Source organism: Pedobacter sp. KBW06 (genome assembly GCF_003852525.1).
In the GTDB taxonomy this organism is placed as follows: domain Bacteria; phylum Bacteroidota; class Bacteroidia; order Sphingobacteriales; family Sphingobacteriaceae; genus Pedobacter.
Genome location: NZ_QAJL01000001.1, coordinates 1,236,131 through 1,254,653, shown reverse-complemented (window position 1 = coordinate 1,254,653; position 18,523 = coordinate 1,236,131). Strand labels below are relative to the sequence as shown.

The 18,523-nt window shown below is 42.0% G+C and carries 18 protein-coding genes; 8 read left to right on the top strand and 10 right to left on the bottom strand.

Annotated elements, in window-relative coordinates; translation table 11 throughout:
* Positions 1-96 precede the first annotated feature (96 nt).
* Positions 97-2,793 (top strand): glycoside hydrolase family 78 protein, encoded by a 2,697-nt coding sequence (locus DBR43_RS04960; protein ID WP_124580449.1) that lies wholly within the window; start codon positions 97-99, stop codon positions 2,791-2,793.
* Between the two features lie 193 nt (positions 2,794-2,986).
* Here DBR43_RS04960 and DBR43_RS04955 read toward each other — a convergent pair whose 3' ends face one another.
* Entirely contained in the window at positions 2,987-3,445 is a 459-nt protein-coding gene (locus DBR43_RS04955; protein ID WP_124578477.1) for a DUF6266 family protein, read from the bottom strand.
* Between the two features lie 275 nt (positions 3,446-3,720).
* Positions 3,721-6,270, bottom strand: a complete 2,550-nt coding sequence (galB, locus tag DBR43_RS04950) for a beta-galactosidase GalB (RefSeq protein ID WP_124578475.1) — start codon at positions 6,268-6,270, stop codon at positions 3,721-3,723.
* 257 nt (positions 6,271-6,527) lie between these two features.
* On the opposite strand from galB, the gene DBR43_RS04945 reads away from it, so the two are divergent.
* The 4 genes from DBR43_RS04945 to DBR43_RS04930 are packed head-to-tail and all read left to right on the top strand — an operon-like array spanning position 6,528 to position 8,299.
* Positions 6,528-6,848 (top strand): ArsR/SmtB family transcription factor, encoded by a 321-nt coding sequence (locus DBR43_RS04945; RefSeq protein WP_124578472.1) that lies wholly within the window; start codon positions 6,528-6,530, stop codon positions 6,846-6,848.
* 6 nt (positions 6,849-6,854) lie between these two features.
* Positions 6,855-7,319 carry an SRPBCC domain-containing protein gene (locus tag DBR43_RS04940; RefSeq protein WP_124578470.1) on the top strand — a complete coding sequence of 155 codons (465 nt, stop codon included), beginning with the start codon at positions 6,855-6,857 and terminating at the stop codon, positions 7,317-7,319.
* A gap of 6 nt (positions 7,320-7,325) precedes the next feature.
* Entirely contained in the window at positions 7,326-7,715 is a 390-nt protein-coding gene (locus tag DBR43_RS04935) for a DoxX family protein (RefSeq protein ID WP_124578468.1), read from the top strand.
* A 5-nt stretch (positions 7,716-7,720) separates the two neighbouring features.
* Positions 7,721-8,299 carry a YdeI/OmpD-associated family protein gene (locus DBR43_RS04930; RefSeq protein WP_124578466.1) on the top strand — a complete coding sequence of 193 codons (579 nt, stop codon included), beginning with the start codon at positions 7,721-7,723 and terminating at the stop codon, positions 8,297-8,299.
* An 18-nt stretch (positions 8,300-8,317) separates the two neighbouring features.
* Here DBR43_RS04930 and DBR43_RS04925 read toward each other — a convergent pair whose 3' ends face one another.
* From DBR43_RS04925 to DBR43_RS04915, 3 genes are read right to left on the bottom strand one after another with little or no spacing between them, the layout of a single operon-like run.
* The gene (locus DBR43_RS04925) at positions 8,318-8,521 is read right to left on the bottom strand and encodes a hypothetical protein (protein WP_124578464.1); all 204 of its coding nucleotides are present in this window, start codon (positions 8,519-8,521) and stop codon (positions 8,318-8,320) included.
* Between the two features lie 25 nt (positions 8,522-8,546).
* Positions 8,547-8,750: a hypothetical protein gene (locus DBR43_RS04920; protein ID WP_124578462.1), complete on the bottom strand. Its 204-nt coding sequence runs from the start codon at positions 8,748-8,750 to the stop codon at positions 8,547-8,549.
* Between the two features lie 25 nt (positions 8,751-8,775).
* On the bottom strand, positions 8,776-9,609 hold the full coding sequence (locus DBR43_RS04915; RefSeq protein WP_124578460.1) for a hypothetical protein: 834 nt from the start codon (positions 9,607-9,609) through the stop codon (positions 8,776-8,778).
* Positions 9,610-9,796: 187 nt separating this feature from the next.
* Here DBR43_RS04915 and DBR43_RS04910 point away from each other — a divergent pair, with 187 nt between their 5' ends.
* Together DBR43_RS04910 and DBR43_RS04905 are read left to right on the top strand one after the other, a co-directional pair.
* On the top strand, positions 9,797-10,219 hold the full coding sequence (locus tag DBR43_RS04910; RefSeq protein ID WP_124578459.1) for a hypothetical protein: 423 nt from the start codon (positions 9,797-9,799) through the stop codon (positions 10,217-10,219).
* Positions 10,216-10,692 carry an HAD domain-containing protein gene (locus DBR43_RS04905; protein WP_124578457.1) on the top strand — a complete coding sequence of 159 codons (477 nt, stop codon included), beginning with the start codon at positions 10,216-10,218 and terminating at the stop codon, positions 10,690-10,692. The genes DBR43_RS04910 and DBR43_RS04905 overlap by 4 nt, the downstream gene beginning before the upstream one ends.
* Positions 10,693-10,712: 20 nt before the next feature.
* On the opposite strand, the gene DBR43_RS04900 is transcribed toward DBR43_RS04905, so the two are convergent.
* Positions 10,713-11,546 (bottom strand): alpha/beta fold hydrolase, encoded by an 834-nt coding sequence (locus DBR43_RS04900; RefSeq protein WP_124578455.1) that lies wholly within the window; start codon positions 11,544-11,546, stop codon positions 10,713-10,715.
* Between the two features lie 72 nt (positions 11,547-11,618).
* On the bottom strand, positions 11,619-12,311 hold the full coding sequence (locus DBR43_RS04895; RefSeq protein WP_124578453.1) for a type II CAAX prenyl endopeptidase Rce1 family protein: 693 nt from the start codon (positions 12,309-12,311) through the stop codon (positions 11,619-11,621).
* Positions 12,312-12,540: 229 nt separating this feature from the next.
* On the opposite strand from DBR43_RS04895, the gene DBR43_RS04890 reads away from it, so the two are divergent.
* Positions 12,541-14,913 (top strand): ABC transporter permease, encoded by a 2,373-nt coding sequence (locus tag DBR43_RS04890; RefSeq protein WP_124578451.1) that lies wholly within the window; start codon positions 12,541-12,543, stop codon positions 14,911-14,913.
* A 56-nt stretch (positions 14,914-14,969) separates the two neighbouring features.
* Here DBR43_RS04890 and DBR43_RS04885 read toward each other — a convergent pair whose 3' ends face one another.
* The 3 genes from DBR43_RS04885 to DBR43_RS04875 are packed head-to-tail and all read right to left on the bottom strand — an operon-like array spanning position 14,970 to position 18,521.
* The gene (locus tag DBR43_RS04885) at positions 14,970-15,812 is read right to left on the bottom strand and encodes a hypothetical protein (protein ID WP_124578449.1); all 843 of its coding nucleotides are present in this window, start codon (positions 15,810-15,812) and stop codon (positions 14,970-14,972) included.
* Between the two features lie 49 nt (positions 15,813-15,861).
* Positions 15,862-16,761 carry a metallophosphoesterase gene (locus DBR43_RS04880; RefSeq protein WP_124578447.1) on the bottom strand — a complete coding sequence of 300 codons (900 nt, stop codon included), beginning with the start codon at positions 16,759-16,761 and terminating at the stop codon, positions 15,862-15,864.
* Positions 16,755-18,521: a RagB/SusD family nutrient uptake outer membrane protein gene (locus DBR43_RS04875; protein ID WP_124578445.1), complete on the bottom strand. Its 1,767-nt coding sequence runs from the start codon at positions 18,519-18,521 to the stop codon at positions 16,755-16,757. The genes DBR43_RS04880 and DBR43_RS04875 overlap by 7 nt, the downstream gene beginning before the upstream one ends.
* Positions 18,522-18,523 lie beyond the last annotated feature (2 nt).

The window sequence follows — 18,523 nt, the reverse complement described above, 5'->3', positions numbered from 1 at the left end:
TTCGGTTGTTTCCTTAAAAGAAATGAACCCTGAACACCAAATATTCAACAAACAGCTATGAGAAATTACCGGATAGGAATTGTACTATTTTGCGCGATGCTTAATTTACCAGGTTTTGCACAACCGTTAAGCGTTAATGGTTTAAGAACGGAATATCGTAAAAACCCAATGGGGATCACTGCCGCTGAACCTCGTTTGAGCTGGAAGGTCATCTCTTCACAGCGTAATGTGTTGCAAAGTGCCTATCAGATCAGGGTAGGTACAGATTCTGCAGGCTTATCTGCCGGCAAAGCTGTTGTGTGGGATACCGGAAATCAGAAAAGTGATGCTTCTGTTTTTGTGCGTTATGGAGGGGCACTTTTAAAATCCGGTATCCGCTATTACTGGCAGGTAAGAATAAAAGACAATCAGGAAAATAGCTCGGCATGGAGCGCCATCAATTCATGGCATACTGGTCTGCGGAGCGCTGCGGAATGGTCTGCTCAATGGATCACAACTGCTCTTGCAGATACAGTTGCTGGCCCAAGTCCTTTTTTTAGAAAGGTCTTTGCTACTGGTGCAAAGGTGAAATCTGCGGTCCTTTATATCACCGCACATGGTTTATACGAGGCACATTTAAACGGAAAGCGGATCGGGAATGATCAGCTCGCCCCCGGATGGACGAGTTATCATAAACGCCTGCTGTACCAAAGCTATGACGTGACTTCCCTGTTAAACAAGGGGCAGAATGCCATAGGGTTTAGCCTGGGTGATGGATGGTACCGCGGGTATCTGGCCTTTGACCGCAGACGTGACTTTTATGGTAAGCGACTGAGCGCTCTGGTACAACTGGAGATTGAATATACGAATGGGACAAAGGAAACGATCAATAGCGACGACAGCTGGAAATACAGTACAGGACCGATTCTTTTCTCAGACTTGTACAATGGGGAAATTTACGATGCGAGATTGGAAAAGGGAGATTGGACAAACCCGGATTATGACGATGCAGGCTGGAAAAAAGCCCTGACCATCCAGTCGGATAAAGACGTGCTGGAGAGCAGCATCAGTCCGCTTGCCCAAAAACATGAACAATTTAATGTCGTTAAAATCATCAAAACACCGAAAGGAGAGACCGTGCTCGACTTTGGACAAAATCTGGTAGGCTGGGTCTCCTTTAAGCTGACTGCGAAAGCGGGCGCCTGGATTCAGCTGGAACACGGCGAAGTGCTGGATAAAGCAGGCAATTTTTACGACGCCAATCTCAGACATGCCAAACAGCATGTGAAATATATTTTTAAAGGGGGCGGTCCGGAAAGTTATGAACCCCATTTTACCTATCAGGGATTCCGTTATGTAAAGGTAACGGGCAATCTTACTCAGATTGATCCTTCGTCTTTTAAGGCGATCGCTGTGTATTCCGATATGGCTCCGACAGGGACATTTAATACTTCAAATCCTTTGCTAAATCAATTACAGCACAATATCCAATGGGGTCAGAAAGGTAATTTTATGGACGTGCCGACAGATTGTCCTCAGCGTGATGAACGCCTGGGATGGACGGGCGATGCGCAAGTCTTTTTCCGTACTGCGGCTTTTAATATGGATGTAGCCGGTTTCTTTACCAAATGGATGAAAGATGTGGCTTCAGACCAGCTGAGCAATGGAAGTATCCCTTTTGTCGTGCCCAATGTACTTGGCAGTAACGATGCCGGTTCAACAGGTTGGGGGGATGTGGCGACGATCATTCCATGGAATATGTATATCGCCTATGGGGATAAAGAAATCTTAAAAACGCAGTATCCAAGTATGAAGGGCTGGGTTGATTTTATGACCAGTAAAAGTAAAGATGACCTTTGGAATACAGGTTTTCATTTTGGCGACTGGTTGTTTTACCGCCCGAATGACGACAATGACGGTCGTTCGGCAATTACCGATAAATACCTGATTGCACAGGCTTTTTATGCGCACTCTACTCAGCTACTACTGAATACGGCAAAGGTCCTGGGCAAAAAATCAGACGAAGAGAAGTATACCGAATTATTGGAACGCGTTAAAAAGGCATTCCTGAAAGAATACATTACGCCCAATGGCCGGATGGTATCAGGATCTCAGACCGCCTATGTTCTTGCCCTGAATTTTGATATGCTGCCGGAAAATTTAAGAGCCCAGGCGGTAGATTTCCTGGTCAGAAATATAGAAAGCTACGGCAACCATTTAACAACGGGCTTTTTGGGCACTCCCTATCTTTGTCATGTGTTGAGCCGTTTCGGTCGTACGGATGTGGCTTACCGGCTTTTGCTGCAGGAAAGTTATCCTTCCTGGTTGTACCCTGTTAAAATGGGGGCAACTACCATTTGGGAGCGCTGGGATGGGATCAAACAGGACGGCAGTTTCCAAACTACCGATATGAATTCGTTTAACCATTATGCTTATGGTGCAATCGGTGACTGGATGTATAGGGTGATGGCAGGTCTGGATACCGATGAGTCCGCACCGGGCTACAAAAAAATAATCATCTCACCCAGGCCAGGTGGAGACATCAGCCATGCTGCGGCAGAACTTGAAACGTTATATGGCCTGGCTGTGAGCGACTGGAAGATAGAAAAGGGGATTTTTAAATTGAAAGTGGTGATTCCTGCAAATACGAGCGGAGAGGTCAGACTACCGGGTGCTGCCAATGCGGTTGTTACTGAAAGTGGAAAGGTATTAAACGCGGTTAAAGGATTTGCTAAGATTTCCAGTCAAGGTAAGGATCTCCAGTTCAATATTGGCTCGGGAACCTATCAGTTCGAGTACCCGGTAAAATTATAATAAGAATCAAAGCTGCGCGTCCAAGTTTAAAAACTGAAATAAAATCCCTGCTTTAGCAGGGGATTTTTGAGGTATTACAATACAGTGTGTTTTCCGAGATAACTACTGTTACTTAATGCTTTACCTGTTGGAGATACAAAGTAGATCCAGCAATGGACCTCATCTCCGGCAAAATCAAATTTCGTTCCGGATGCTACACTACAATGGTAGCCAGGTCCAGCTTGTCATTGTACTCGGTTGAACTGCTGGCTTCCCATTCACAGTTGATCTCTACGTTGGCAGCTGGAACGGCTTTACTCTTATTGGCTTCGTTCAGCTTACCTACGCTCAAAATCACTTTTGAGAAGTCAATTTTATAATCCGGTGCAATACCTGTTATTGCATTTTTCAGATGATAACCAGTTGCCACATTGGCAGGTGTCATTCCATCTTTAAAGGATTGATAACCCACTGCAATGCGGTTTTGCATTACTTTTACGAAGGATCCGATTAAACTAAAGCGAAACCTGATGTTCAACTGTTCGGTAGATGGGGTATTACTGCTTGTTTCTGGTAAACTTCTCATGTATTGCATCCCATTCCAGATACTGCCCACAACAGTTCCGATAATTCCGCGGAAAGGGCCGAGGATCCCTTTTTTATATTTTCCCATTACGGTAATATTTAAAATGTTAAAAATTCTGTTTATTGTAAGTTCGCTTGCAAGCTGCTTTTCTTTATCCTTTCCCGCCGACAGGAAGATTTAAATCATCGCTGAACTATTACACGACAAACATAAGTCGATAATATTAACTATTTGTATGTCTGTATGTTGTGAACTAATTTGGATGGGTTTGAACGAAAATAGTCGTCTTTGAACAATTCGTGCTAAATGAGAAAGGCCCTATCACATCGTTTTGTGACAGGGCCTTCTCTAATGTAGTTTGTTTATTGAACTTGTATTCTGGTACTCGCTGCTGTTAAACCATTGCTCATGGCCTTAACGGTGATCGTACCTTTGGCACCCTGTTTCGCTTTTACGATGACCAATGCCATACCGTTAAATGCAGGACGATCATGACTTTGAAAAGAAACAAAGCTGGTGGCATCTCCGTTATCTGTTGCTACGATTTCTCCATCTCCTTCAACCGAAAAATGTATCACAGGATTGGAACGCGGTACCATTAATCCATTTTTGTCTGTTACTTTCAGCGTAACAAAGCAAAACTCATCTTCATTGGCTTTAATCATAGAACGATCGTTGGAAAGTTTAAGCTTTGCCATTTCTTCAGTTGTTTTTACCACATCTGTTGCCCATTGCTTTCCATTTTTATAACAAACCACTTTGAGTTCGCCGGGGCTGTATTTTACCTGGTCCCAAATCAGCCGGAAATCCTGACCGGCAATTTTTGTTTTACGACCGAGGCTTTTTCCATTCAAAAACAATTCAGCTTCATCCCCTGAGGTATACACATGCACAGGGGTGATGGAATCGATGCGTTCCGGCCAGTTCCAGTGAGGAAAGATATGTGCAACCGGGAAATCAGGGCGCCAGTGGGACTGGTAGCTATAAAAGCGGTCCTTCTTAAATCCCGCTAAATCAATAATACCAAAATAGCTGCTTCTTGAAGGCGGGCTTTTTTCAGAGATCAGTTTCAGTTGTTTTTCCAGTTCGGCTTGTTTGTTCGGATCTGTTCTGAAATTAAGCAAATTGGTTTCATCCGAGTTATAGGGTGTTGGTTCTCCCAGATAATCAAAACCAGTCCATACATATTCACCCAGCAAATGTGGGTATTTTGCTTGTGTTCTGAATTGTTCATCAGGCGAACAGCCCCAGCCTGGTTTTGCATAATCATAAGAGGAAATCTGCCAGTTCTTGTATTCCTCTCCTCCAAAGAAATATTCTCCGCGGGAAGTCACACAAGAAGAAGTTTCGCTGCCAAGCGTAGGTTTGTTGGCATAACGGGGATCAGCATCCCATTTTGGTTGCTGATTAAAGAAGTAATTCACACCCATGATGTCCAATGCTACTGCAGCGCCTGAATTACGACCTCCATCCGGATCGTTATAACCATTAGAGACCGGACGTGTAGGATCTTCCCTGTGCATAATGTCTACCAGATGTTTGGTGAGTTGAACATCCTGTTGCTCCATTACCTCATTGCCAATCGACCAGATAAAAACAGAAGGATGATTGCGGTCACGACGGATTAACGCGGTAAGGTCTTTATCATGCCATTCGTCAAACAATTTGTTGTAATCGTTTTTACGTTTTCCTTTTTTCCAGGCATCAAAAGCCTCATCCCAAACGAGAAATCCCATTTTATCAGCCAACTCCAGTAATTCTGGTGCAGGCGGGTTGTGTGAGGTCCGCAACGAATTACACCCCATTTCTTTCAGCATTTTTAACTGGCGTTTTAATGCACTTAGGTTCATCGCTGCGCCCAATGCGCCCAGGTCATGGTGATTACAGGTGCCCTGAATTTCCAGTCGTTTGCCATTTAATAAAAAGCCATTTCGGGCAGTAAATTCTATGGTACGTATGCCAAAAGGAGTATGATAAGTGTCTATAATTTTGCCATTTACAATGATATTTGTTTGTGCCACATACCGGTTTGGCGTTTCAATATCCCAACGTTTTGGATTGCTGATGTTTGTCCTTGATTCAGTAACTGTCTTTTCGCCGGCTTTTAGGACAATAACAGCATCTTTCATGGTTGTTATTTTTGTGACTGGCTTATTGTTAGCATCCAATTCAAATAAGGTCGTGCGTACGATAGCCCTGACGTTTTTTTTCGATTGATTGTTTACCGTTACGGCAATATTTACTGCAGCTTTTTGAGCAGTTATTTCTGGTGTGGTAATGTATGTTCCCCAATGATCTACATGCACCGCATTTGTTTTTACCAACCATACATGACGGTAAATACCTGCTCCGGGATACCATCGTGAATCCCAGTTTTCTGTATCAAGACGAACAGCCAGCACATTTTCTTTTCCTGGCTGGATATAGGGCGTCAGGTCCATGCGGAAAGAAGTGTAGCCATAGGGCCATGTGCCAACATATTTTCCATTGAGCCAGATTTTTGCATTGGCCATTGCGCCATCAAAGTCTACGAAAATTTGCTTGCCTGCATCTGTTTGCGGTACATTAAAATGTTTTCGGTACCAACCAATTCCTTTCCAGGGCAATTTACCGGTTGAGCCTTCCAGTTCAATTCTGAATGGACCGGTAATGGCCCAGTCGTGCGGAAGTCGCAGTTTTTGCCAGGTAGCATCATGATATGCCGGGGCTTCCATAGATTCGGGTTCCGCTTTCCTTGTTCCATCCGGCTGTAAGCCGTAACGGGCGAATGACCATCCCTGGTCAAATGAGGCGGTATTCAATGAACCCATTCTTAGGATAGACTTACTTTGTGCAATTACCTGCCTGAAACCCGTTGTACCAAATATGAATAAGAGAAATACAACTCTGAAAAAAGAACTTTTGCAATTCATGCGTTACCGTTTATACTTAATTTTTAATGATTTTAATGGGCCAAGTTCCTAAACTTGACTGGATATTAATGATGTTTTTTTGTCAATATATAATGCTTTTTTGCCATTAAATGATGTCTTTTTATCAATATCAAGCCCTGTTTCCGGATTATTCCAGTGTGAAATCTGGGGCTGCATTTTTAGTTCTCTAAAAAAAATGAATAAAAATTTGCGTAGTTAAATGACTACATGTATATTTGTAGTCAAATAACTACATAATGAATTTAAGAAGAGACGTATTTCAAGCCATCGCCGATCCGACAAGAAGGGCCATCTTGTTATTGGTTGCTTCGCAATCCCTCACCGCAGGAGCAATTGCCTCAAATTTTGACACCGCCAGGCCAACCGTTTCAAAGCACTTACAAATACTTACCGAGTGCGAATTGCTAAAACAAGAGCAAAACGGGAGGGAAGTTTTCTACCACATCAACGCAAAGAAAATGATAGAAATAGCAGACTTTATCGAGCCATTCCGCGAAATGTGGGATGAGCGGTTTAACAAATTGGAAGCCATCATGAAAAACTACAAGAAAAAATAGAGCGATATGGAAATGAAAACAAAAATCAAGGCCGAAGAGGGCAGACAGGAGTTAACGATTACCAGGGAATTTGACTTACCGGTGGAGTTACTTTTCAAAGCATATGTAGAATCCGAAATTGTGGAGCAATGGATGGGGACTAAAGTGTTGAAACTCGAGAGTAAAATACACGGCAGTTACCAATTTGAAACGACAGATCCTAAAGGAAACAAACATGGGTTCAATGGGGTAATTCATGAGTTCGTTCCGAAAGAGAAAATTACAAGGACATTTGAGATAGAGAATTCTGCTTTTGCTGTCCAACTGGAGTTCTTAGCATTTGAACCATTGACAGAAGACACCAGTAAACTCAATATGCATATTGTGTACAGGTCTGCTGAACTCAGAGATCAAATGATAAAAATGGGTTTTGCACCGGGCCTCAATATGGCACACAACAGATTGCAGGATATCGTTAACAAACTAAAATAACAGATTATGACAAAGAGAAACAAAATTATCTATTGGATTTCTACCCTTTGGCTTGCATTGGGAATGCTATCAACCGGCGGTGTACAGCTATTCAAGGTGAAAACGGAAGTAGATGCGATTACACATTTGGGCTATCCGGTCTATTTTTTAACCATATTGGGTATTTGGAAATTTTTAGGAGTTATCGCAGTCCTTATTCCTAAATTTCCTTTGGTAAAGGAATGGGCTTATGCAGGCTTTTTCTTTGCCATGTCCGGGGCGATATGTTCGCATATTGCATCTGGTAATCCGATAAATGAAATATTGCCTTCGTTGTTATTGCTAACGCTTACTGTAGTATCCTGGTATTTCAGGCCTGCGGACAGGAAAGTTGTTTCCGTTAATCTTAATCCATAAATCATATGAACCCTAAAGCAGATTTTTATTTTAAGGAAGCCAATAAGTGGCAGAAAGCAATAGAAGAATTGAGATTGATCGTTCTGGATTGTGGACTCACTGAAGAATTGAAGTGGGGTTCTCCCTGTTATACCTTTAAGGGAGACAACATTGTTTTAATACATGTGTTTAAAGAGTATTGTGCGCTTTTGTTTTTCAAAGGCGCCTTGTTAAGTGATGCTGGCGGTATTTTGGTCCGGCAATCAGAAAATACACAGGCAACACGGCAAGTTCGGTTCAGCAATGTGCTGGAAGTAGTGGCAATGAAGGCGACCTTAAAAGCCTATATTCAGGAAGCTATCGAAGTAGAGAAGGCAGGTTTGAAAGTTAATTTTAAAAAGACGACTGAATTTCAGATGTCTCCTGAATTTCAGTGCAAATTAGATCAGATTCCTGCCTTAAAAGTTGCTTTTGAGGCATTGACGCCGGGAAGGCAAAGAGGGTATCTGTTGCACTTTTCTGCCGCCAAACAATCGAAAACCCGGGAGTCGAGAGTTGAAAAGTATATGCCGCAGATCCTCAATGGAAAAGGCATAGATGATTAGTAATGGTATATAGGAGCCTTATTTGTTTCCCATTTCAGCGCGGATTTTTTTAACAAAGTCTACATCGACTTTCGCAATACGGGCTGTTTGTTCATCAGACAAATCAAGTTCCAATATCAGGCTCTTTGCTATTTCATGATTCCTCTTTTCTTTAGTCTCTCTTTCAACTTTGCAACAAAAGAAGTCGTCTTCTTCCTTAAAAAATGTACTTATTGACTGCATAGTGTTTTCAAATTTACGAGAGCTTTTATTTGTTATTCAATTCGGCACGACGTTCTTTAACAAAATCCACCTCGACTTTTACAATACGCCCTATTTGATCATCAGATAAATCAGACTCCAATATGAGACTTTTTACAAAAGCATGGCTCATTTTTTCTTTAGCTTTTTTTTCACCTCTTTGATAAAGGAAATCTTCTTCTTCCTTGAAAAATGTACTTACTGACTGCATAGTATTTTCAAATTTATGGGAGTTTTTATTTGTTATTCAATTCAGAACGGAGCTTTTTAACGAAGCTCACATCGACTTTCGCAATACGGGCTGTTTGTTCATCAGACAAATCAAGTTCCAGTATGAGGCTCTTTGCTACTTCATGATTCCTCGTTTCTTTAGCTTTTTTTTCACCTCTTTGATAAAGGAAATCTTCTTCTTCCTTGAAAAATGTACTTACTGACTGCATAGCTTCTTCAATTTCTAGTTTAATACTTCTGCGTAATTTTGCGAGAATACGCAATTGTTTATAATATCTACTTGTTGCAAAATCTTCCTTTGAAAGGTGTTTTAATTCCTTTATTATGTAATTTATTGCATAAAAATTATTTTGTTTTCCAAAATTAGCTAAAATACCTAACATTTTCACTTCTATATCGTCTGATTTTATAAATAGTTTGTAATCTATTTCTGTAATCAAAATAAGGTTGTAGTTGTATTTATGATTTGGTGTATCCAGGAAAGTCGGCATGCCTGGTTTCTTCTCTTTTAAAAAGATCACATATTGTTTGATGGGGAGCCGATATTTACGCATTAGCATAATGTTATATTCTGCCATCCGATAAACCATTTCTTTTTCATCTTCAAGCTGGAATTCTACCTGTAATACATACGTATTACCTTCAGTATCAGTTATTTTTTTAAGTGAGTCCGGTTTTCTCTCTTTAGTATGTTGTATGTCATCAGGCAATTCTTCACTGACCAAAACATTCAGATTCAGCACATCACGGACAATCATCGGAAGCGTAACTTCAAGATTCTCCCTGATGATTTTGTCGTATTGACTACCCTGTCTTCTATTGTTGTTTTGCTTTAGCATTAAACAAATATATAAATAATTAAAATAATAAATACATTATATTTCTTTAAAGGTTATTAATAAGTCTTTGTTGTTGATTTTTAACGTTCTGCTTTAACGATCGCCTAAACTTCTTCCGATTAGTAATATATTTGATTAAAGCATATTCCTTACCCACGACACGAAGTGGTTAACCATTTACTTTTATATGAAATACTTCATTCTTCAGACACCAGTCGAAATACGACTTGTAGCTGCCTCAGATACCATCGATGGGAAATTAAATCTTCAGATGAATGGATTCCGGACCACATCAGGTATACTTGAAATCTGGGAGAAAGATGAAAAAATGTCTGTTGGCTTTCTTGAGCGCTTATTAAAACAGGGATACATTTCTATAACTGAATCCGAATACGCCAGATATTTGAAAACATCGGCGACTTTGCTATCCAATGAAGGGAAGGAGCCGGAAGGGGAGACCTATAATATTGTTCCCTGGGAAGCAGTCGAAATGCAATTCTCAGCCGGTTTTTTAAACGACCCCAACGAATACCTGAAAGAATACGGATTCAATTTTGAACTAACTTGCGCAATGTTGCGAAAAGGACAGCCAATTTTTAAATCCAGATGAAGATCTTCTTAGATATAGACGGAGTGATGGTTCATGCCAATCCACACAGACCTGTAGCACTGGAGGAAGATGGATTTTATAAGTTTAATCCGCTGGCCGTCGAAGTCCTGAATTCGATGATAGACGAGATTGAAGACGAACTCATATTGTCAACTTCCCATAGGTTTCGATTTGATATCCCACAATGGAAAGCAATTTTCCTGAGTAGAGGAATAACCATCAATAAACTCTCCATCTTGAATCTGCCACTTGAATATAAGTCCAATAGAAAGACCGAAATCCTGAATTGGCTGAATGAAAGTAAGCTTAGCCCGGAGGAAATTGTCATTATTGACGATGATAAATCGCTAAATGAATTGCCGCCTCATCTAAAGCAAAGGCTGGTATTAACAGATCCTTATATCGGTTTGAACAGCAATTCGGATTTAAGCAGAATTTTAAATAGAACACCTAAAGAAGGTTCCTCTAATTGATCAGACCTGCACTCATTATTTTATGGCAATTTTGAAATCAATAATTTTAAATTGTTAACCACCAGACCCGGTTCGTCAATCATGATAAAGTGTCCCGAATTGGTGGTGCCAATATGAGTGAAATCGGTTACCCCGTTTTTTAATAATTCGTGTGCATTATACCAGGTTTGCCTGATTGATGATGAAGTGCTGGCATCTACCTTCATGCTGGTTAGCACAACTACCGGTACGTCTGGCAAAGAAGGTAATGTGCCCGTGTATTGTAAGTCTTCTATGAATTCCCTGGCTTCAAGTGTTCCTCCGAAATTTGCACCACTGGCATTTTTGGAAGCCTCATAAAGTGCATCTTCCTCAGCTTGAGTTGGATGGTTGTAAAATTCATGTGAAGGATCAACAAACAATAGTGCTGCCGTTTTGAACGGGTTTTTTATCGCATAGTCTCTGATGATCATACCGCCCAATGAATGTCCGATCAATATGACCTTTCTTCCGTTTGAAAACTTATCGATAACGTTTTCCAATTCGCTTCGTAACCGGTCGATATTTCTTGGGCCCGGACCATTTTCTGATTTTCCATATCCTGCCCGGTCGTACATGAGTATATCAGTAATGCTGCTTATTTGTGAAGCAAAAGCATTGTTGCTCCATACGGTATGGTCGTTGCCTAATCCGGATTCAAAAACAACCAGATACTTCGAGTTTTTTATTGCGGAGAATGAGGCCAGTTTGTGGGTGGTTAAACTGATCTTCGTTTCGGTAAAAGCTGGTTTTGGATCATTCTTTTTTTTACAGGAAGAAACAAAAAAAAGGCTGGCCAAAGCCATAAATATCATTTTTGTTCGAGCGTTTTTCATTCCGGTTTTTTTCGTAAAGCTACTTCTATTAAATAAATAAGCGGAAATATCTATATTAATAAATTAATTTATTTACATGCTGAGCCAGGCTAGAGGGACCATGATTGCGTTGAAAACTGCGTGGAGCAACATGCTATACTTTAAGCCATATTTGACCCGGATATATCCCATAGTTAAACCACCGAATATCTGAGAACCAATATACAGTATAAAAGAAGGATCAGACAAGGTTAGGCCCTTGATGTTACTCATGTGTACATAACCAAAAATAATTGCCGTATAGTAAAACAGGAATACATAATAGTTTCGGAATACATGAACAGCTTTCAATCGCTTCAGTTTGTCCGTCAGTATAGTTGCTGTTAGCGTAGCGATAAAAAAGGCGATATATATAGCGAATAGCACGTTGTCATTTTTAATGAAAGAGCCGGTAACCAGCGCAGCTGAGATCCCCACAAACCAGATGCTTACCTTAGGTTTTCTAAGTTGCCATCTAAAGACAAGCTCCTCAAAAAAAGGTGCTAATACCACTGCCAAAAGCATAGCTGCAGGAAACCCATATTTAAAGAGATCCGGATCCTCATATTTCACAATTAATTGGAATTTCAGGAGCGTGTAATACGTCAGGACAATGAGGAGGGCAAATGCCAGGTCTAAAATAAGGAGCCATAACAGTTCTTTCCAGACTGCTTTTTTGTCTGCGAGCTGTCGGGGTAAGCGAGGGTATTTTAGAAATTTCCAGTAGGCGGAGAGGGTTTCAATCATTTCAGTATCGTGATTTTCTAAAGATATATAAAGATGTGTGATTCTGGATGGGTATTTAAATCTCCACTGTCCGACAGTGTACGCTTACCGTTCGATAATGAACGGTTTGATAAAACGAAAACAATTAAGTGGTTGTTTTTCAGTTGTTTGAAATCTAGTTCACTCTTGGCATAAACTTAGTAAATTGCAGGTCAATCGTATTTGTTTAATTGACAAACCAATTGCTGCCATGTTCAGACTCAATTTAAAAATCGCCTTGCGTAATCTCTGGAGAAACAAGACTTCTTCCGTTATTAATATTGTTGGTTTGGCAGTTGGTCTGTCTGCCTGTCTGCTGTTGTTGTTATATGTCAATTACGAAATGAACTTCGACCGTCACTTTAAGGATTCGGATAAAGTCTATCAGGTGATGACCAATTTTCAGGATGCTAACGGAAAGATCACAAGTACGGGAGGGGTGCCGGGAAATGGAATCGCCATGGCCATTAAAACCAAAATTCCAGAGGTAGACGAGGTCACCCGGATTGCTGGTAATGATGAATCGCTCATTGCCAATAAGGACAAAGTGTTTAAAAAAGTGGATCTCTTTGGCGATCCGGAGATTCTGAAAGTTTTCAATTATGAGTTCATTACAGGCAATCCAGTCACTGCACTGAATTCGCCTGATGCTATAATATTGACGGAGACTACCGCGAAACTTTTATTTGGCAGTACTGATGTGCTGAACAAAACGGTCAGGTATCAAAATAGGAATGATTTAAAGGTTAGCGGTGTCATTAAAGACTTGCCGCTCAATGTCTCCCTACGGTTTGATTATCTGATGTCCTGGTCTTTTTTTGAAAGCATAAACGACTATGTTAAAAACATGAAATGGGGAGATTTCAACTTTCCTGTAATGGTCAAAGTCAATGATCCGGCCAATATCGACCTGATTAATTCTAAAGTGAAGAAGCTGTTCAATGAAAACTATACCGCTCAAAAGAACGAGAATTTCTTATTCCCTTTAGCCGATAACCATTTGCATGGCGAATTTCTGAACGGCAAAAGTGTAGGTGGGGATATAGAACGTATTTATCTTTTTGTTGCATTGGCCTTTGGTATTTTGCTTGTCGCCTGCATCAATTTCATGAACATGGCCACCGCTAAATCAGAGCGCAGGGCGAAGGAAGTAGGGATCAAGAAGACCATCGGCGCAACCAGGGTTTCTTTGGTGATTCAGTTCCTCACCGAAGCGATGGTCCTCACTGCATTAGCGGTCTTAATTGCGGTGACCATTGTGGAGGTTACTTTGCCCTTATTTAATGACCTACTGGGGACGGACATTGCAATTGGTTATACCAATACCGGCTATTGGCTGGGCATCCTGACTGTAGCATTGCTGACCGGTCTTTTATCCGGAACTTATCCGGCATTGTTCCTCTCTTCCTTTAACCCGATTCAGACGTTAAAAAAGAAAACGGCAAGGGCCAAACTCATTCCTTTCAACATCAGGCAAGTGCTGGTGGTGGTACAGTTTTGTTTTGCCATTATACTCATCATCGCTACGCTGGTGATCTATAAACAGATGCAGTTTATCAAGAACAGACCGATAGGTTATAACACCAATCTGCTGGCAGAGATGCCTCAGGATGGGGAATTGAACCCTAAGTTTGAGCTATTAAAATCACAATTGCTAAAAAGCGGAGCAGTTACTACCCTCAACAAATCTTCCAGGGGCATGACCAATGTAGGCAGCTGGTTTTATGGTTTCCAATGGCCAGGAATGGAAGAAAAGGGGAAGGAGATTGTTTTTAACCGTTTGGAGACCCAATATGATTTCGTAAAGACCAACGGTGTAGAAATGCTGGCCGGTCGCGATTTCTCCAGGGATTTCGCCTCAGATAGTGCCGGAATTATGCTGAGCAGTACAGCGGTAAAGATGATGAAGCTTAAAAATCCCTTAGGAATAAATGTAAATCTCTTCGGAAATCAGCTGAAGGTGATTGGCGTTTTTAAAGATTTTATCTGGTCTTCTCCTTATCGCTCCGGAAATCCGATGGTGATCATTTTTAATAAAAACCCGGGAGGACGTATTAATATGCGCTTAAATCCTGCCAACAGTGTAAGTAAGAATGTGGAGCTGATTTCGGCCATTACCAAAAAGATAAATCCGGAATACCCGGTGGAAATCAAGTTTGTCAATGACCTTTTTTCGAAAAAGCTACAGTCGGAAAAGATCCTGGGCATTCTGGCCAATCTGTTTGGCGGCATCGCGATACTCATTTCTTGTCTGGGCCTTTATGGCCTCGTTGCTTACAGTGCAGAGCAGCGTACCAAAGAGTTTGGGGTACGTCGCGTATTGGGCGCTTCCGTTGGCAATATCATGAGATTGCTCTCGGTTTCCTTTCTGAAAATGGTATTTATTGCCGCCTGTATTGGTGTACCTCTGGCTTATTACTTCATGAACAAGTGGCTCACAGGTTTCGAGTTCAGAACCACGATATCCTGGCCAATTGTATTGGTCTCCATCACCGGAACGGTCATCATCGCCTTTTTGACCGTCAGCTTTCAAGCTTATAAAGCAGCAAAAGCCAATCCTGTTGAAGCCCTGAAATACGAATAAAAAAAGCCCCGAAACTATACCAGTTCCGGGGCCCAACTAAGGGGGGGGAGTTGTGTTTAGGTGTTGTTATTGCTTTTGAAAGTGATTAAAAGTACGCTCAGGTGATTATAAACCGCCAGTTTTGTGGCCAGGTTTGCCTCTCCATAATATCTTGACAATGCCCATGCGTACATTCTCACCGGTTGAGTTCCTACTGTTTTATTGATAAAGTAGTTTTTCATCGGCGTATCCACAGTCGCATCATAGCTGATGCCGTCAATACCGTAAGTCGTCATGCTTGCATGCCATCCGTTCAGGATCGTTAACTGCTGAGCTGAAGTTTTTCCGCTTAAAGAGGACCAGTTACAGTAGTAACTTACATTCCAGTTCTGCTGTTTGAAATTTACCAGGTACGAAATGTACTGACTCTCTACCAAAACCCTGCTTTTGATTGAATACAAGCTGTCCATTTTGTTTAAGGTTGTCATGAATACCTGCTCGTTGGCCGCACCATTCAGGTCTTTACAATCTAACCACAGGTACTCGAAGTTTGGCATTTTCTGGTTTAGGTTTGCGAAATACTCTTCTAAAGTCTGTCCTGTTGCCGTAGCTGCTTCATGTCCCACCAGAAGGGTCGGTTTGTTGTTTCTGGTACCCACAAAAATGTCTACTTCCAGACTTTTGACACCTGCAGCGATAATCTCATCTACTTTGATCAGGTTGTTTGCGCGGTGCGCCGCCACAATCGGTCCGCTGAGCAGGGTGTTCGCCGCACTGCTTTTTGCATTGCTTTTTGTAGCTCCTGCAGGGAGCTCATCTACATTGGATTGTTTGGAACAGCTCATCAGGCCGGTACAAATCATTAACATCGCGACTACAGCGGTCTGTAGTCTTTTAGGGGTTTTTACTGTTGTTTTCATTGGGGGGAAATTGGTTTTTAATGGTTTCATTGTTTATAGGGATTTTGATTTAAAAATTAAGCGTTCTTGAGGTCATCCTGCCGCGACCGATCAGGACAATTTTATCCGGGTAGAGTTCGATCACCCCGTAGGCATTTTCTTTAGAAGTTTCGATCATTCCTTCCAGCGTAATCGAAGGGATTTTATGGTAATAAGCAAAATTGCCTGTATGGTGATGTCCGGACAGGAGGCCTTTCACATTCGGATATTTTTCGATGATGTTCAGGATCTCCCGGTTATTGAGGGCTTCATATCCGGTTTCGGGGAATAGGGGATGGTGACTAAACACCAGCACGTTTTTCTTTGTTTTCTGTGCTTTCTTTAATTGTTTTTCTAACCAGATCAGCTGCTGCCCGCTGATTCCTCCATTCCAGGGAAGTACGTTTTTCCTGCCAGCCTTTTTTAAGCTGTCGGCAAGGACTGTCCATTCTTTTTGAAATGAGGAGCCCGCTTTAGAACCATATTCAGAAACTTCATTCGTGTTGAGCACGATGAACATCCAGCTGGCTTTTTCAAAAGCATAATAGGGCGCAGGCATATTAAACTGCCTGTAGAGCTGTTCTCTGTCTGTGACCTCCACATAATCGTGATTGCCCAGCACGTTGCGATATGGTGCCTTCAATGTTTTAAGCTGATCCATAACCGGCTGCAGGTCTTTAGGCCCCTGGTCTACCAGATCACCGAATACCACATTGAAGGCCAGTTTTTCCTGATTTAAGTTGGCAATGCAGCTGCCCATTTTCTCCAGGGAATTCCTGTAAAACCGGCTTCCATAAGTGTCTTTATCTGCATATTGAATATCGGCAAGTACGCCAAAACGCAGGATCGGTTTCGACTTCTGTCCCTGAGCCGTTCCATGAACAAGCAATAGAAAGCATATCAGAATGCTATAGCAATTTGTTTTTACCATCCGGGGTTTTGTTTAAGGTTTGTATTTAAGGTGATTTCGTTTGTCGGAATACATTCCAGGTAATCGCGGCGGGGATTGAACTGATATCCCGAAGGCAGCTGTTTTACATAGGGATCAATCAGGCCATCGTTGTCTACCTGGTAGTTGATCTTTTGTCCTGTCCATTCTGATTGATCCAGGGGATAGCCCTTTGGTCGTTTACCGAGCATTAACTTATGGGCGGCCCAACGTCTTAAATCATCATAGCGGAAGCCTTCTGCCGCCAATTCTACGGCGCGTTCCCTGCGGATTTCATGAAGCTCATTGGAGATGGTATAGCCATAATCCGCGTATCGGTTTTTATAGGGATCGGTATTGGCGACAAAGGCTGGCATTCCTGAGCGCCGGCGTAACAAGTTGATCGAGCGCTCATAATCCACCGTTTCGCCGAGTTCGGCTGTCGCTTCCGCATAGTTCAGCAATACTTCTGCGTACCTGAAAATGATGGAACTCGTGATGCTGTTCGTGTTCCAGGCCACTCCACTTCCTGCCTGCGGGTCTTTGGGGTCATTTCCTTTTTTAATCTGAAAACCTGTGTTGTTGAGGTATTCCCCGGATTTGTCCAGAAAGGGTTTGCCAAATGTACCTTTGCCATAACTGTTGTCCCACATCAGCATATTGGGAATCCAGATGAGCTGGGATAACCTTGGATCGCAGTCCTGCGCAATCTTTGTCAGGAACTTATTTCCTTTTACAGTTTTTGCCAGGGTCAGGTAATCGTAGGGAGCGCCGGTTTTATCCAGGTACTGCTGGATTTGCTCCATCGTTACCGAAATCCCTGCCGTACGGTCCGATACATAAATCTGATAGCTGTGCGACAGGTTCTGCGTGCGGTCAAACTTTTTCCATAACAAGACCTCCGGGTTGGCACTTTGATCTGATAAAGAGAACATCCTGTTGTAATCTTCATTTGGTGCGGAGTTGTTGTAAATTCCTGTTTTGTACTCCGGTTTCATCAGCTCTTCCGCCGCCTGTTTCGCAATCCTGAAATATTTATTCGGATCGGCTCCGGCAGTTGCAAATTCAGTTCCCCTATGGTACTTCTGCCAGCTTCCTTCGAAAAGCGCCACTCTTGATTTAAACAACAGTGCAGCTTCCTTGCTTAATCGGTTGGATCCTCCGGCTACTGTTTTCAAAGAACTCAAATGAGTGACGGCCTGATCAAGGTTCGATAAGATGGAATCCACTACCAGACTTCTTGAATCACGGGCTTTATAAAGCTCTTCTGAATCCATGCTCAGCGGTTTGTTGTACCAGGGAACGTCCCCGTAGGTCAAGACCTTGTCGAAATAGAACTTGGCTTTAAAGAAATGCGCTTCGCCAACATACTGTTGATAGCGGTGAAAAGGGTCTTTACATTTCCGGTAGTTTTCAAAGAAGACATTCACATTCCGGATGTCTGTCCAGGTCCAGTTTCCTCCTGAGGTTACCGGTGTCCTGGCGCCATTCCACATGGTGCTCGCGGTACCTGAAATCTGTGTGTCTGCACCTCTGACGGCATCCCAGCTCGTGAGACCGGTATAAGTGCCTACGGATTCAATCACCGGAAAGGTCGTGTAGAACTGAAGGATATACTTGTCCAGATCTGTAGCAGTTTTCCAGTATTCATCATTTGATATCTGGGTTAAGGGATTTCTTTCCAGGTAGTCTTTTTTGCAGGAAGAGAGCGCAGTTACTGTGAAAAGAAGGAAAACCCAGTATGCGTATATATTTGTTTTCATCG

Coding starts and splice junctions, on each gene's coding strand:
- DBR43_RS04900 (WP_124578455.1), bottom strand. CDS start 11,546: ATGAAAAACGCTCGAACAAAAATGATATTTATGGCTTTGGCCAGCCTT.
- DBR43_RS04885 (WP_124578449.1), bottom strand. CDS start 15,812: ATGAAAACAACAGTAAAAACCCCTAAAAGACTACAGACCGCTGTAGTC.
- DBR43_RS04905 (WP_124578457.1), top strand. CDS start 10,216: ATGAAGATCTTCTTAGATATAGACGGAGTGATGGTTCATGCCAATCCA.
- DBR43_RS04910 (WP_124578459.1), top strand. CDS start 9,797: ATGAAATACTTCATTCTTCAGACACCAGTCGAAATACGACTTGTAGCT.
- DBR43_RS04940 (WP_124578470.1), top strand. CDS start 6,855: ATGGAAATGAAAACAAAAATCAAGGCCGAAGAGGGCAGACAGGAGTTA.
- DBR43_RS04880 (WP_124578447.1), bottom strand. CDS start 16,761: ATGGTAAAAACAAATTGCTATAGCATTCTGATATGCTTTCTATTGCTT.
- DBR43_RS04890 (WP_124578451.1), top strand. CDS start 12,541: ATGTTCAGACTCAATTTAAAAATCGCCTTGCGTAATCTCTGGAGAAAC.
- DBR43_RS04920 (WP_124578462.1), bottom strand. CDS start 8,750: ATGCAGTCAGTAAGTACATTTTTCAAGGAAGAAGAAGATTTCCTTTAT.
- DBR43_RS04945 (WP_124578472.1), top strand. CDS start 6,528: ATGAATTTAAGAAGAGACGTATTTCAAGCCATCGCCGATCCGACAAGA.
- DBR43_RS04955 (WP_124578477.1), bottom strand. CDS start 3,445: ATGGGAAAATATAAAAAAGGGATCCTCGGCCCTTTCCGCGGAATTATC.
- DBR43_RS04960 (WP_124580449.1), top strand. CDS start 97: ATGCTTAATTTACCAGGTTTTGCACAACCGTTAAGCGTTAATGGTTTA.
- DBR43_RS04925 (WP_124578464.1), bottom strand. CDS start 8,521: ATGCAGTCAATAAGTACATTTTTTAAGGAAGAAGACGACTTCTTTTGT.
- DBR43_RS04930 (WP_124578466.1), top strand. CDS start 7,721: ATGAACCCTAAAGCAGATTTTTATTTTAAGGAAGCCAATAAGTGGCAG.
- DBR43_RS04875 (WP_124578445.1), bottom strand. CDS start 18,521: ATGAAAACAAATATATACGCATACTGGGTTTTCCTTCTTTTCACAGTA.
- galB (WP_124578475.1), bottom strand. CDS start 6,270: ATGAATTGCAAAAGTTCTTTTTTCAGAGTTGTATTTCTCTTATTCATA.
- DBR43_RS04915 (WP_124578460.1), bottom strand. CDS start 9,609: ATGCTAAAGCAAAACAACAATAGAAGACAGGGTAGTCAATACGACAAA.
- DBR43_RS04895 (WP_124578453.1), bottom strand. CDS start 12,311: ATGATTGAAACCCTCTCCGCCTACTGGAAATTTCTAAAATACCCTCGC.
- DBR43_RS04935 (WP_124578468.1), top strand. CDS start 7,326: ATGACAAAGAGAAACAAAATTATCTATTGGATTTCTACCCTTTGGCTT.